Source organism: Paenibacillus sp. LPE1-1-1.1, assembly GCF_040676435.1.
Taxonomy (GTDB): domain Bacteria; phylum Bacillota; class Bacilli; order Paenibacillales; family Paenibacillaceae; genus Pristimantibacillus.
In genome coordinates this window covers 359,324-372,884 of record NZ_JBEGHY010000023.1, presented here as the reverse complement: position 1 = coordinate 372,884, position 13,561 = coordinate 359,324, and the positions used below count along the sequence as shown (strand labels likewise).

The window sequence follows — 13,561 nt, the reverse complement described above, 5'->3', positions numbered from 1 at the left end:
AAATAATCCTGCTATTGTTCACACAATACGCATGGTGTAATCTGGTAATAACTTTAATTTAACTAGGTAAGAGAGGTCGCTCATTAATGAAGTTCATACTAATATCGAACACGGGAAGAGACAGCACAATTGATAAAAGAGCGATTCCAGCTTTAGGCTATTCCACTAAGGGGTAACTATATCTTAATAATCCCATGAGCAAGGCTGCCGGAATCAATCGGCAGCCTCGCTAAACCACTCAACGAATACTCCGAGTATGGATAACTTATAAATATGGGAGGTATGTATGGAGCCAAGATTTGAAACAAATCGCTTAATTCTTAGATTATTTGAAACCTCGGATGCAAAATTAGTTCAAATCTTAGCTGGAAATGAAGAGGTTGCACGTACAACTCTCTCAATTCCTCACCCATATCCTGATGGTACCGCTGAAGCTTGGATCGAACGTATTCGAAACGCTTTTCAAAAAGGGGAAATCTATTCTTTTGCAATGTTGCAAAAGGAAAATGGGATGCTTATTGGATGCGTAAGTTTGCGTGTTTCTAAAAAAGAAAACCAGGCTGAATTAGCATACTGGGTTGGTCGTCCTTTTTGGGGGCAAGGGTATGCCACAGAAGCTGCCCAACTAATAGTTAAGTTTGGTTTTGAAAAGTTAAACTTAAATCGCATATATGCTGCTGCAATGACCAAAAATCCAGCATCATACAAGATTATGCGTAAAATAGGGATGAAGTCAGAAGACAATTTCCCTAAGCAAATCTTAAAGTCTGGCATTTATGAAGACTTAGTTCATTTTGGGCTAGTCAAATCTGATTTCAATAAAAATTAAACTAGCGGCTAAAATAGGGGAGATGGATATTAATTGAATCAATCCATTTTGATGGACGGGTTAACGATCATCTCATCATGCAAAAAAGAAACAGGTGACATTTGGCAGGCTCATTTTGGTGCTGCCGCTATCGGCAGCTATTTTTTCGTTACATCTAATAATTCGAGTCAAGAACTGGCTCAAATGATAAATTCGCAGGCCGGAACGATGGTTAAAAAGGTTCTTGGGGCGAACGGCGTACAAAACCGTTACGGTTGTAACGAGCAAACAGCTGTAAATGCTATACTTGAGGCACTTGATAAAACGATTGATCAGCTGCACTGGGTTGGCCATAATGTAATTTACAGCGCAGCAAGTTTGTTGGCTATCCATGAACTCAAAGGCTGGGGAAGCACTGAGGATATATCAGGAATAACCGATCTCATACTTGCTTTTGAGAGAACGATTCCGGGACGTTCATGGATCGGGTTCTCTGCATCCGAGGTGAAAAGGATGAAGATTACGGACGCGGACGGTTTTCCGGCAATATCGAATCCCAGTGAGCTTTCAATATTTGTGCTGGAACAACTGGCTGAGTTTCCCGTCATTTACCGCGCAGAATCCCATCATGATTTGATTGGTCATATGCTGACTTTTTCACATGCGTTAAACATCTTGTATGACCTAGGCCATGTCTCCTTTTTTGAAAGAGGATTACCGCCTTTAATGAAGCTGATTAAAGTTCTGCGCACCAGTCATAACGTTAAACCAGGAAATTCAATCAAATTGATTTCACCTGTGGATGAACTGCCTTTGCAACCTGCGGAACGGGCGAACGTGCTGCCGATCGAGATTAAGTTTTGGGAAAAGGATTATATAGAGAATGATTGGGATTACGGACACATATTTAAATTTTCCCATAGTTTTTATGACCATTTACGGCGAATAGAGCAAAAGAAAGAATCATATGTTGAAAACTTTCGGTATATCATTGTTTAATCGCCACACCTCGAATCACGTGGGAAAACGCGTATGAGTATTGGTCACGGATGGCAACACGGATGGAATTTTTTCATAGGTAAAAGATTTGTTTAACTAGCGGGTAACGATAGTGCAATACTTTTGAGGGGCATTGTTTGTATAATAATAATTGCTTCTGTGGTTACAATACTGGGTGAAGCAATTGTTGATCAAAGGAATGTTTTATACTTTATGCAATAAACCTACTAAAAATATTTTTTTATTGGAGGAAATATGAAACTTGGCGCATTCTCTGTAAGTTTAAGTGTAAAAGACATTTACATATCAAAATTATTTTACGAAAATCTAGGATTTCTAGAGTTCGGTGGCGATATTACCCAAAATTGGCTCATTATGAAGAATGAAAGTTGTATAATTGGTTTATTCCAAGGAATGTTTGAAAAGAATATTCTGACCTTTAATCCAGGATGGAATGAAAATGCCGAAAATCTTAATTCGTTTACGGACATTCGAGATATTCAAAAACAGCTAAAAGCAAAAGGAATTAAAATATTAACTGAAGCAGATGAATCAAGCGAAGGCCCTGCAAGTTTTACTATTGAAGATCCCGATGGTAATTCCATTCTTATAGATCAACACAGATGAAGTAGAGAATGAATTTGTATATACATCAGGGCTTTCAACCTAGAAAGCGTTAAGCTAACGGATAACGATTTTGAATATCACACTTTGGAGCAGGCTAAGGCAACCTGCTCTTTTTATTATTCTATCGGGCAGATTAACATGGTAAAATAAGGTTATTGTTTTTTTGCTGAGGCGGTGAGAAAAGTGGATGATTTTGCTTATGGGGCATTTTTGGTTGGTGAAATATTGAAATTTAAAGTAATCTTTTCGATCACATCAATAATTTTGTTCGTTTCCATTCTAAGTGCCAGTAAAGGCCGAATTTGGTATAGCTTTTCAAATACACCCGTTAATTACGATCCAGGAGTAACAAGGCTTTATAAAGATGGAAAAGTAAAATCAGGTTGGTATTGAACAAACGGGCAGAATTGTTTATTAATCATCGGGTTAAATACTCCCCAAATGAATGAGTCTGATGATGGTATCAAAAGCGTCCGTTATCCTCAGGCAACGGAATTGAACTTAACAAGTTAAAAAGTATTATGAGCTACGAATTTGATAGTGCTGTACTTGGTGGAGAAGGTATTCACTTTTTTGACAGTATATATGAGCAAATTTATAACTGCTACTGTGAATTGTACTTTTTAGACTGAGCCTAGAAATTTTAACAGCCATAGCCAAGGACGAGAAAATAAAGTCCTAGACTGTCGCTATTTTATTGAACGAATGTTCTCCATTTGCTTAATGCCAGATGCCACGGAGGAGGGGCTGGATAACCAGCCCTTTACTCTAAGGAGGAAGGAGAATTCGATAACTGGGGTTCCGACTTTCATAACTTCCTTGGAATCATCGTGAATAGGTCTAGCCATGTCGTGTACGTCGCGCCCATCGTAGAAAAGCAAATTCAAATCACAATAGATAATTTGTAATTTGCATACTTGTTTAACTCTATTAAAAATTGGTTCAACACTTCATTATTTTGGAACCTGCACTCAAGCAGATAACAACCCTCCCCGCTAATCTTATAATTATTGAGGATGTGTTCCTCTTTTGCTTGTATAAATGAGAGATATGCTTGATGGTGCGTACCTTCTATGTAGATATTAAGAAAGGCATACGTATAACATCCTAATTTCGCGTGATTAACTTTAATGCTATATCCCTCTATAACGCCATTTTCCTCAAGTTTATCCACTCGGGCTGCTGCAGCCGGTCCTGTTAAGTGAACTCTTTCCCCTAATTCTTTCATTTTAATTCGGCTATTTTGACTTAGTTCTTCTATAATTCGTTTATCTGTTTGGTCCAACTCAAAGGAAGCTCCTTTCAAAAATAAAGTTAATCGGTCAAAACACTTTATTAAAACCATGTACTCAAATATTGTTTACAGTATAAACTTATCTTTGTCAGAAAACAAAAATGGAACTTAAGGAGAAGATATTAAATATGAACATTTCACATATTCGAAATGCGACAATCATTGTACAATATGCAGGTAAAAAATTTCTAGTCGATCCCATGCTCGCAGACAAAGGTGCGTATCCTCCATTTCCTGCGGGGATCAATGAGGAAATGCGAAACCCTTTAAACGATTTACCAACGTCTATTGACCATATCATCAATGATGTCGATGCGGTTATTCTGACTCATATGCATTTAGATCACTACGACGATGTAGCAAAAGAATTGCTTCCCAAAGATATTAAAGTTTTTGTCCAAAATGAAGGTGATGCTAAACAAGTTAAAAGCGATGGCTTTCAACAAGTAGAAATCCTTGAAGAAAATACGCTCTTTGATGGTATTCAGTTAATAAAAACACAAGGTGAGCACGGTAGAGGAGAAGAATTACTAAAAAATATGGGTCAAGTGAGTGGTGTTGTCTTCAAACATGAGACGGAAAAGACGTTATACGTAGCTGGTGATACCGTATACTATGAAGGCGTCAAAATTGAATTAGATACTCACACACCTGATGTTATCATTGTAAACGCCGGTGATAACCTATGGCAGGATTCCGGCTCACTTGTCATGGGCAAGGAAGATGTCTTCGAGGTGCACAAAAAAGCACCAGACGCCAAAATAATCGCTGTTCATATGGAAGCTGTTAACCACTGGACATTATCCAGAGAAGAACTAAAACGTTTCGGAGAAGAGAAAGGCTTTTCCTCCAGTTTGTTAGTTCCAGGAGACGGTGAATCGTACAATTTTTAATATGCACTACAACGGAAGAACTATGTGTAGCTGAGGAGCACTGTGTGCATTGAAAATTAGACCCGTTAAGGGTCTTTTCAAATTCTAAGCAAAATCGGCGTAGAGTCGTGTCTATTCAATTAAGAAGGGGGTATTGTACGTTGACATATCGAACTCAGAAAACTCAAAGAAACGTTGGTCCCCACAGTATTCAGCGTAGCTTATATAGGCGATCTCTGATCGTTGTTGTGATATCTCAAATGTTTGGCGGTGCAGGGCTTGCTGCCGGAGTAACGGTAGGTGCGCTGCTTGCTCAGGATATGTTAGGTACAGAAAGTTCTGCCGGTGTTCCCTCCGCACTATTAACGTTTGGTTCTGCTGTGGCTTCTTTTTTAATTGGTCGTTTTTCTCAGCATTTCGGGCGACGGTCAGGTCTTGGATGGGGATTTATAGCCGGTGGTATTGGGGCAATTGGCGTAATTCTTTCGGCAGTGAATTCTAGTGTACCTCTTTTGTTTCTATCCCTTTTTATTTACGGAGCAGGAACGGCAGCAAACTTACAAGCACGGTATGCCGGAACAGACTTGGCAGAGCCAAATCAGCGAGCCAAGGCGATAAGTATTGCGATGGTCTCAACTACATTAGGGGCAGTTGCTGGCCCCAACATGGTGGGCATGACCGGCCGCTTTGCAACTTCATTTGGACTTCCCGCCCTTACAGGCCTATTTATCTTAGCTGCTGTATCCTTTATCTTAGCAGGAATAGTATTACTTCTTTTTCTTCGTCCCGACCCGTTAATTACAGCTAAAACAATATCAGTTGAATCTCATCCGAAGACCTTCGAGAAAAAAGATTCATCTCCCAAGAACAATAAAGGTCTTGTTGTTGGGGCAACAGTGATGGTTCTAATCCAAGTCGTTATGGTAGCCATAATGACAATGACACCAATACACATGAAGCATCATGGATTTAGTTTGGGAGACATCGGGGTAGTGATTGGCATTCATGTCGGTTTGATGTATCTCCCGTCCCTTTTTACCGGTATCTTGGTGGATAAGATTGGCCGAACCGCCATGTCGATAGCATCGGGCTTTGTTTTATTATTAGCAGGTCTTATTGCTGCTCTAGCGCCTGCTAATTCCCAGTTGCTGCTCATTCTTGCTCTTGCATTGCTAGGTCTTGGCTGGAACATTGGCTTAATTAGTGGGACAGCGCTTATTGTTGATGCGACAGATTCAGCGGACCGTGCTAAAAAACAAGGAGCGATTGATGTGCTGGTAGCCTTAGCAGGTGCAACGGGAGGGATTTTATCAGGAGTAATTGTAGCGCACACCAATTATTCAATCCTTTCTTTTGCCGGTGGTGCATTAGCATTGGGGCTAATACCAGTTGTCTTATGGTCACGAAACCGAAAGCGTAAATTAGCCTCTGATATCAAGTAAATCTATACGGACGCTCTTCTAACAAAGACAATACTATATGATCTGGCACCGGCATACATGCTGACATCATGCTCGATGCGTGAGGCTTTTCCTTTGCGAGGGTTAAAAATTTTGGGGGAATGTTAAAAAGTGAACCGAAGTTGGATATTAACTTTTGTTGGCGTTGTGTTTGAGGTGGTTTGGGTCTCAGGTTTCAAGCACGCTGATGGGCCATTGTTATGGATGATTTCTATTGCATCATTGATTATTTCTTTTACACTTGTCCTCATAGCAGCAGTAAAATTACCTGTCGGAACGGTTTATGCTGTGTACACGGGACTAGGTACAGCAGGAACTGTGCTGGTAGAGATGATGATATTTAATGAACCGGTTCTGGCATTTAAATTACTGTTAATTGTATTGCTCTTGGCAGGTGTGATGGGACTAAAACTATTCACAAGTTCTCCTGCTTCTAAGGAGGCCGAACAATAGTGGCTTGGTTAACTTTAATTGCTGCCGGTTTGTTTGAGGTTGTTGGAGTACTTGGTATGAATCGAGTAAAATGTGATAATAACTTAAAAGCATATTTTATCTTAATCATCGGATACGGTGTAAGCTTCATTCTTCTCAGCCTCACATTGAGAAGCCTTCCCATGGGTACTGCTTATGCAATATGGACGGGAATAGGAACTTCTGGTGGAGCGCTACTCGGAATGCTTTTCTTTGGCGAATCAAAGGATTGGCGAAGGATTCTATTCATTTTTATGATATTTGGCGCAACAGTTGGATTAAAGTTAATTTCTTAGAGCATATTGCGAATTGCATTGACCCCTAAAGTAGACAACTTATTCGTTTAGCTACCTGTAGGGCATGAGTCCGGTATTGTACAGGGCTCATGCCTTTTAATTTTGTCTTAATCCGTTTGTTATTATAGTAGCGATGCGGCTTGGTCGGTCCGAAAGAGATGATTGGCCGTCCGGCGACCCGAGATCATTTGCGGGATGGAGCAGCCAACGCTAGAGGGATGGTTCGGAGACCAGTTCGGTGATTATCCGCAAGAGATAGGCTGTCGTTCGTACATAAAACATAAACATGGGAGCCAAATGGGCTCCCTTTTTATATCTTTTTATAAGGCCTCATTGAAATATCAAAATTGTCTGTTTGCGTAATAATTTTGACCATTCTTTTTTGTGGATTTAGTTAAAATGAAGTAGAAATAAGAGGAGGATGGTAGGTATGAACATCGGATTAATTGGGTGCGGCGCGATGGGAAGAGTATACGTCGCTCGTTTGATGAGGATGAAGGGAGTTCGGGTAACGGCAGTCTGCCATCCTGAGCGGGCGAAAGCAGCCTTATTAGCAGAATTGCCGCAGGCAAGAATCTATGAATCTTACAGCGAAATGATCACATGTCCGGATATCGATATCATCTGCGTGACTTTGCCGACTTACTTGCATATGGAATATGTGCAGATGGCTCTTGAGGCTGGAAAACATGTTATTTGCGAGAAACCGCTCACATTGACCGAGGAGGATTGCTGTAAATTAATAGAGACAAGCCGAGCAAAAGGTGTTAAATTGTGTGTCGCCCATGTCGTTAGATTTTTTCCGGAATATAAGGATGCCCGCCTGCGGCTGCGCTTAGGGGAAGTTGGGGCGCTCAAGTCCGTTCGTACAACAAGAGCAAGTCTAATGCCGGCGGAGAACAGCTGGTTTCTGGATAAGCGAAAAAGCGGCGGCGTTGTGTTTGACCTTATGATTCATGATATCGATTACGTGCTTTGGCTTCTTGGAGATCAAATTACACATATCAGAGCTGAAATTAAGGCTCATGAGGGAGTGGAGCAGGCGTTGGCATGGCTCTATTACGCTGACGGAACTAAGGTTAGCTTAGAGGCTGTTTGGGGTGCGTCTGACTTTCATGCCGGGTTTGAAATTACGGGAGAACAGGGGGTTCTTAGTTTAGGCGGCGTCAAAGAGGATATTGAGAGCGATATTAAGGTGGTTCATGAGAATTCATCGGATCGAGGTGTTATTATACCTGAGGTGTCAGAGTGCAAAGATCCCTATTATTTCCAGTTGTTAAGCTTTATTCAGGCAATCAAAATGAATGGTCCGCTTCCTATAACGGCGGAAGAAGCTTGTTCCGCCGTCAGAATTGCGAATCGGATAGTAGGGTGCATTGAATCCTAATCCTTTGAAGCGTCGGACTGAGGGGAGAAGGTTGCTGGCTCCCTTGAGTACTTTAGACGGTATTCGCGGGGCGATATTCCTTCGCTTTTCATGAAAACCCTGGAGAAGGTGCGAAAGGATTGAAAGCCAGTTTCCAAGGAGACATCAAGAATAGACATGCTTGTGTTCAGAAGCAGACCGGTAGCTCTCCTGATCCGAAGGCTGTGCAAATATTGAAGGAAAGTTGTTCCCATTACTTCCTTGAACGCTAGACTAATGGCGGAAACGCTGGTATCGAATTGGCTGGAGAGGATTTCAAGGGATAAATCGTTAATATAGTGGATATTCACGTATTGAATGACATTCCATATCAACTTTTTATTGCGATAATTGGAACTCGGCGGTGTGAGGTTATTTCTTCTCTGATGAGCACGGAAATAGATAATTAGGGCTTCGATTAGCTTGCTGCGAATATACGAATTTTTAGCTAGCTTGTCCTCTCGGTATTCTAACCGCATTTTTTCAAGGCAGGCTCTCATCTCGGCGTAAGGGTGAGGATCGAGATCTACATAGGATGTGGATCCGTCATTCGTGCCTAGAATGATCGTGCCGAAATCCGCCTCCATTGTTGATCCGAACAGCAGGCTTATATCGAACATGCAACAAATCACTTCTACACCCGTATCATCGCAAAATATTTCGTGCATATCATGGGGGCGTAAAAAAGTGACTGTTCCTGGTTGAAGTTTATGCGGACTCCCATTAATGAATTCGGTCCCGGTTCCGCTAACGACGAGGGATAGTTCGAGCACATCATGGTGATGCAAAGCATAATGCTTATGCAGCGTATGCGTTGTAACTACACAAGAAAACTTTCGGCTCACGGCTCCAGATAAAGACAGAACATCTTCATATTCCGGAAACATAACCATGTCGATTTACCCCCGATTTCTTCAATGTTTTCTTTTTATTGACCAGGTAAATGAAAAAAATGACCGAATTCTTAATTAAATATATTATAACATAGAAATCGGAAGGAGTGTTTCTGTGGAGCTTCAATTAAGTGTCGGTACAGCCAAAGTCGATATCACTCCGCCATTCGCTTTGCCGCTCGCTGGTTTTGCCAGCCGAAACAATCGAAACTTCGAGAGCATCGATAGCCGCTTGTACTTGCGAACGTTTTATTTCCAACAGCACTCTACGGACGGTTCAAAGTTACAGTCGCTGCTCATGTCTGCCGATATTCTGTTCTGGTCGGAAGAGTTGGCTGATCAACTGCGCATGCGAATTGAGCGGCAGTGGGGAATCGCGATGGGTGCCATTATTCTGCATGCCACCCATACGCACTCCGGTCCGGCCATTTCAATGCGAACAATTGGGCTAGGAGAGCCTGATCCGAATTACCTCGCTTTTTTGGAACAAGCGGTAATCCAGAGTGTGGAACAGGCAGTAGGCGATACTGAGCCTGTGAGCATTCAGATGGGAAAAGGCACATCCGGAATCGGCGTGAATCGCAGGAAGAAGGATGGGGACCAAATGGTGTTGTCTCCGAACCCCGAAGGAGTGACCGATCCCGAGCTAAGGGTATACGTTTTTACTACTTTCACAGGGAAGAAGAAAGGGGTGCTAACACACTATGCCTGTCATCCAACGCTGACGGGCCGCAATTCGGTTTCCTCTGAATTTTGCGGTTACGCGATGGAACGGCTGGAGAAACGTTACGACTCCGAGGCAGTATGCGCTTATCTTCAAGGCTGCTGCGGCGATATTGATCCCATTAGGCCGGAAGTTGCCGAAAAAAGCAATCAGGATGTCATTTCCATCGTAGGACAAAGGTTTGCCGACGATGTAGATGCGATCCTATCTGGAGAGCTTGAATGGCTTGAACCCAATGTGTTGACTAGCAGGCGTTCGATTGCAGTACTTCCCTTTGGAGAAATACCTACAAAGGATAAGCTGCAGCGAGTCGTGGATGAATCGGCTTCAGCCGACGTCCGCAAGTGGGCTCAAAGCTTCTTGGAGCAACCCGACAAGCTCAGGAGGCAAGCCCGATTTGAAATAACGAAGCTAGCTATAGCCAAAGGGTTAACATTTATAGCTATGAATGGCGAAATGGTCGTGGATTACGGCTTGTTCTTGAAAAGCTGTTCCCCGGGCCTAGTCCCTCTGGCTTATAGCAATGGAATGATCGGATATATTACAACCGCTAATCAGCTGCAGGAAGGCGGATATGAGCCGATTGAATCCGTCACCTATTTCGGCCTTCCTTGTCCCTTCGATCAAGCTGTTGAGGCGGAAGTAAAGAGACAACTTATGGCTATTATCGACGAACAAACCTAGGAGGAGTAAGAGTATGCAGAAGTTAAGATTAGCAGTAGACGGTGGAAGTCCGATACGAACGCACCCGTTTCCCAAGTGGCCGATTTTCGGAGAACTGGAAGAGAAGCTTATGTTGGAGGCTGTCAGATCAGGGAACTGGGGAGGTGTGGATCCGGATAAAATCAAATTATTCGAGGAAAAGTTTGCCTGTCTGCAGGATGCGAAATACGCCGTAACAGTCAACAATGGCACAGTTGCCATAAGCATTGCTTTACTGGCTGCAGGCGTAGATGCCGGCGATGAGGTCATCATGCCCCCCTATACGTTCATTGCTACCGCTACGGCAGCATTGTTGATAGGAGCTATTCCGGTATTTGCGGATGTAGATGAGTCGATGCTGATCGATCCGGATAAAGTTGAAGCAGCGATCACTCCAGCTACCAAGGCGATTATCGCAGTTCATATTGCCGGCGCTCCGGCCAACATGACCCGATTGCGGCAAATTGCGAAGACTCATAAACTAACGTTAATAGAAGATGCCGCGCAGGCGGTAGCCGCCAAATGGGAAGACCAAGGGGTAGGAGCTCTAGGTGATCTGGGTACCTTCAGTCTCCAATCCAGTAAAAATATCAATAGCGGTGAGGGCGGAGTCATTGTGAGCAACGATGAGGAATTGGCCGATCATGTCTGGTCGATTCATAACTGCGGCCGTGTTCGCAACGGTAAATGGTATCAGCACGAGCGTATTGGCTGGAACTTCAGGTTCAGTGAGGTGCAGGCTGCGCTAGCACTAGCCCAGTTGAGCCGAGTGGAAGAACAGATGGAAATTCGCCAGCGCAGCGCAAATCATCTGGATGGACTCTTGCACCAAATTGAAGGAATCCATCCCGTAAAGTATGATAGCAGAATTACGAAGCATGCGAACCACCTGTATATGTTCAAGCTGGATAGAGACGTTACAGACAAAATTGTTAAAGAAGATTTTATCCGCAAGTTGAATGCGGAGGGGATACCGGTTACGGCAGGTTATGTCCCTCTTAACAAGAATTCCGCCGTTATCGATCGAATCCACAAGCTGGTTGGAGAAGTTAGGACTAACAGCTGTCCGGTGGCAGAAAGAGCGTCCGAACATGAATTGCTCTGGTTACACCAGAACGTTCTTCTTGGATCCGAGAGGGACATGGAAGATATAGCGAGCGGTATCAACAAAGTAATTCATTCCTATTGATAGAGCTGTAGATTTAGAAATGAGTGGCGGCTTCGCAGTAAACAGTCTAATTTCATGGGATTGGCCAAATGCCTTGCAGGATCGCGACCTCAGGTAGATGACCGCCTTGCAAATATAAATCATGAATAACACTAGACGAGAGGGGTATCACGAAATGAAGAAAATTTGGGTTATCGTCATTGCACTCGCACTCATTCTTTCTGCGTGTTCTAGCAAGGAGAACAAAGGAAACGGGAACAGTCCGAATAGTGAAGGGAAATCAAGCACTGAAAACAATAATGAAAGCGGTGCCAAAAGCCCGGATTCAGGCAATAAATCCATTAAGGTACTTCTTTCCCATGCAGAAGCGGAGTATGCCAAAACTGTAAAAGCAGACGATCCCTATATCAAAGAGTTAAACAAGTTATCGGGTTATGATCTCAGTTTTGATTTTCTGGGACATTCCGATTACGATCAACAGCTCTCACTGCGTTTTGTTTCCGAGGAATTGGCGGACTTGGTACGGACGCCCAGCATCGATTCTACCATTCACAAGGATGCGGTTGAACAGGGTATCTTCAAAGAATTAGGCCCCTTGATCGATCAGTATGGTCCAAACCTCAAAAATCGCATTCCCGAAACCGCATGGAATAGTCCGCGAGTGCAGAAGGACGGGAAAATTTACGGCATTCCAGTTCTTGTCGGAACGGCAAACGACAGAATCGGTTTTATCCGCCAGGATTGGCTCGACAAGCTGAGCCTGAAGCAACCGGAAACGATTGACGAGTGGCTTAACTATTTCGAGCAGGTTAAGGTTCAGGATGTGAACGGTAATGGTGATCCGAACGACGAATACGGCTATACGATGTTTGAAGGAGTAGGTTGGAGCTCGATGTTCTTCGGATCGTTCGGCGTTGATCCCGGAACTTGGCACATGCAGGATGGCAAGCTTATTCCTGATATGATCAGCCCGAAGATGAAGGAAGCAATCGCATTTTATAGGATGCTATATGAGAAAGGGTATGTCAATCGTGATTTGTTCACGAAGAAGGAGGCAGATTTCCGCGCCGATATCTATAACGGCAAGTCGGGAAGCTTTGCTGCCGCTGTCTATCAATACACACCAGACTTCAGTGCAACCAATGCGCCGAAAAAATTCGTCAACGAGCCTGACAAGGTCAAGATCTCGATGGTTGCTCCACCGGCGGGACCTAGAGGCGAAAGAGGTTTGGGACCCGTGTCCGACGGCATTTATTTCGTGTGGGTGATTCCAGAAACGGTAAAGAATCCCGAAGAAATCATCAAGTATCTCGATTGGGCATGGAGTGCCCCGGAAGCAGACAAATTTTTCGCCTATGGGATTGAGGGCTCCAACTATACCGACGAAGGCGGAGAACTCAAATATGATGTTTCGGCTCCCGTGAACGCGGATAAAAATGCGTTCCAAATGTTCCAATTGTCCATCAATCCCCGTGAAATCGGGTTCAACAACGATCTGGTATTAAAAACGTTGCCGGAATCGGAAAAGATAATTGCAGGCTATAAGCTCTCGGCGGATATTGCAATGCCGCACGATAGTCTGTATATGCCGCCGCTTGTCACCTTCCAGAACAACCCGGAAATATCGACATGGGGAACGATGTTCGTCGAGATGTTCTCCAAGATCATGACGGGAAATCAACCGATTGATGCCTTCGATAAATTTGTTGCGGACTGGAATAAACGCGGCGGAGATAAGGCAATCGAAGAAGCGACCCAGTGGTATAATGCGTTCAATAAATAACGTTAATTGTGGATTGCGCTGCATGCCTAATGCATGCGGCGCAGTTCACGAATGACCAG

General features: G+C 43.4%; 14 protein-coding genes and 1 pseudogene. 12 read left to right on the top strand and 3 right to left on the bottom strand.

Translation table 11 applies throughout. From position 1 onward, the window contains the following. Positions 1-286: 286 nt before the first annotated feature. From MRBLPE1_RS18340 to MRBLPE1_RS18325, 4 genes are all read left to right on the top strand, one after another. Entirely contained in the window at positions 287-829 is a 543-nt protein-coding gene (locus MRBLPE1_RS18340; protein WP_364148053.1) for a GNAT family N-acetyltransferase, read from the top strand. A gap of 51 nt (positions 830-880) precedes the next feature. Then, complete coding sequence (locus MRBLPE1_RS18335) at positions 881-1,807, top strand: hypothetical protein (protein ID WP_364149731.1); 927 nt, start codon at positions 881-883, stop codon at positions 1,805-1,807. Positions 1,808-2,062: 255 nt separating this feature from the next. Beyond that, positions 2,063-2,434 (top strand): VOC family protein, encoded by a 372-nt coding sequence (locus MRBLPE1_RS18330; RefSeq protein WP_364148050.1) that lies wholly within the window; start codon positions 2,063-2,065, stop codon positions 2,432-2,434. A 183-nt stretch (positions 2,435-2,617) separates the two neighbouring features. Next, positions 2,618-2,827, top strand: coding sequence for a hypothetical protein (locus MRBLPE1_RS18325; RefSeq protein ID WP_364148048.1), 210 nt, complete (start codon positions 2,618-2,620; stop codon positions 2,825-2,827). Between the two features lie 490 nt (positions 2,828-3,317). Here the strand turns inward: MRBLPE1_RS18325 and MRBLPE1_RS18320 are convergent, their stop codons facing one another. Next, positions 3,318-3,779, bottom strand: coding sequence for an Lrp/AsnC family transcriptional regulator (locus MRBLPE1_RS18320; protein WP_364148045.1), 462 nt, complete (start codon positions 3,777-3,779; stop codon positions 3,318-3,320). Positions 3,780-3,856: 77 nt separating this feature from the next. Here MRBLPE1_RS18320 and MRBLPE1_RS18315 point away from each other — a divergent pair, with 77 nt between their 5' ends. The 4 genes from MRBLPE1_RS18315 (at position 3,857) to MRBLPE1_RS18300 (ending at position 6,827) form a co-directional block, all read left to right on the top strand. Next, a complete protein-coding gene (locus tag MRBLPE1_RS18315; protein WP_364148042.1) occupies positions 3,857-4,621 on the top strand; it encodes an MBL fold metallo-hydrolase in 765 nt (254 codons plus the stop codon). A gap of 140 nt (positions 4,622-4,761) precedes the next feature. Beyond that, positions 4,762-6,042, top strand: coding sequence for an MFS transporter (locus MRBLPE1_RS18310; RefSeq protein ID WP_364148039.1), 1,281 nt, complete (start codon positions 4,762-4,764; stop codon positions 6,040-6,042). 129 nt (positions 6,043-6,171) lie between these two features. Beyond that, on the top strand, positions 6,172-6,513 hold the full coding sequence (locus tag MRBLPE1_RS18305; protein ID WP_364148036.1) for a DMT family transporter: 342 nt from the start codon (positions 6,172-6,174) through the stop codon (positions 6,511-6,513). Continuing rightward, a complete protein-coding gene (locus MRBLPE1_RS18300) occupies positions 6,513-6,827 on the top strand; it encodes a DMT family transporter (protein WP_364148033.1) in 315 nt (104 codons plus the stop codon). Before MRBLPE1_RS18305 ends, MRBLPE1_RS18300 begins: the two co-directional genes overlap by 1 nt. Positions 6,828-6,852: 25 nt before the next feature. Here MRBLPE1_RS18300 and MRBLPE1_RS18295 read toward each other — a convergent pair. Then, positions 6,853-6,957 (bottom strand): annotated as a pseudogene (locus MRBLPE1_RS18295) (IS3 family transposase); the annotation flags it as partial. Between the two features lie 300 nt (positions 6,958-7,257). Between MRBLPE1_RS18295 and MRBLPE1_RS18290 the strand changes: the two are divergent. Continuing rightward, positions 7,258-8,214 (top strand): Gfo/Idh/MocA family protein, encoded by a 957-nt coding sequence (locus MRBLPE1_RS18290; RefSeq protein ID WP_364148030.1) that lies wholly within the window; start codon positions 7,258-7,260, stop codon positions 8,212-8,214. Here the strand turns inward: MRBLPE1_RS18290 and MRBLPE1_RS18285 are convergent. Continuing rightward, entirely contained in the window at positions 8,211-9,119 is a 909-nt protein-coding gene (locus tag MRBLPE1_RS18285; protein ID WP_364149729.1) for an AraC family transcriptional regulator, read from the bottom strand. The two genes, MRBLPE1_RS18290 and MRBLPE1_RS18285, sit on opposite strands and share 4 nt — an antisense overlap. Before the next feature lie 121 nt (positions 9,120-9,240). Here MRBLPE1_RS18285 and MRBLPE1_RS18280 point away from each other — a divergent pair, with 121 nt between their 5' ends. From MRBLPE1_RS18280 to MRBLPE1_RS18270, 3 genes are all read left to right on the top strand, one after another. Next, complete coding sequence (locus tag MRBLPE1_RS18280) at positions 9,241-10,533, top strand: neutral/alkaline non-lysosomal ceramidase N-terminal domain-containing protein (protein ID WP_364148028.1); 1,293 nt, start codon at positions 9,241-9,243, stop codon at positions 10,531-10,533. 13 nt (positions 10,534-10,546) lie between these two features. Further along, positions 10,547-11,740, top strand: coding sequence for a DegT/DnrJ/EryC1/StrS family aminotransferase (locus MRBLPE1_RS18275; RefSeq protein ID WP_364148025.1), 1,194 nt, complete (start codon positions 10,547-10,549; stop codon positions 11,738-11,740). A 154-nt stretch (positions 11,741-11,894) separates the two neighbouring features. Beyond that, a complete protein-coding gene (locus MRBLPE1_RS18270) occupies positions 11,895-13,502 on the top strand; it encodes a hypothetical protein (RefSeq protein ID WP_364148023.1) in 1,608 nt (535 codons plus the stop codon). Positions 13,503-13,561: the final 59 nt, after the last annotated feature.

Bases quoted from the DNA above. Each gene is read 5' to 3' on its own strand.
- MRBLPE1_RS18285 (WP_364149729.1), bottom strand. From the start codon at position 9,119: ATGTTTCCGGAATATGAAGATGTTCTGTCTTTATCTGGAGCCGTGAGC.
- MRBLPE1_RS18330 (WP_364148050.1), top strand. From the start codon at position 2,063: ATGAAACTTGGCGCATTCTCTGTAAGTTTAAGTGTAAAAGACATTTAC.
- MRBLPE1_RS18320 (WP_364148045.1), bottom strand. From the start codon at position 3,779: ATGGTTTTAATAAAGTGTTTTGACCGATTAACTTTATTTTTGAAAGGA.
- MRBLPE1_RS18340 (WP_364148053.1), top strand. From the start codon at position 287: ATGGAGCCAAGATTTGAAACAAATCGCTTAATTCTTAGATTATTTGAA.
- MRBLPE1_RS18270 (WP_364148023.1), top strand. From the start codon at position 11,895: ATGAAGAAAATTTGGGTTATCGTCATTGCACTCGCACTCATTCTTTCT.
- MRBLPE1_RS18335 (WP_364149731.1), top strand. From the start codon at position 881: ATGGACGGGTTAACGATCATCTCATCATGCAAAAAAGAAACAGGTGAC.
- MRBLPE1_RS18290 (WP_364148030.1), top strand. From the start codon at position 7,258: ATGAACATCGGATTAATTGGGTGCGGCGCGATGGGAAGAGTATACGTC.
- MRBLPE1_RS18315 (WP_364148042.1), top strand. From the start codon at position 3,857: ATGAACATTTCACATATTCGAAATGCGACAATCATTGTACAATATGCA.
- MRBLPE1_RS18275 (WP_364148025.1), top strand. From the start codon at position 10,547: ATGCAGAAGTTAAGATTAGCAGTAGACGGTGGAAGTCCGATACGAACG.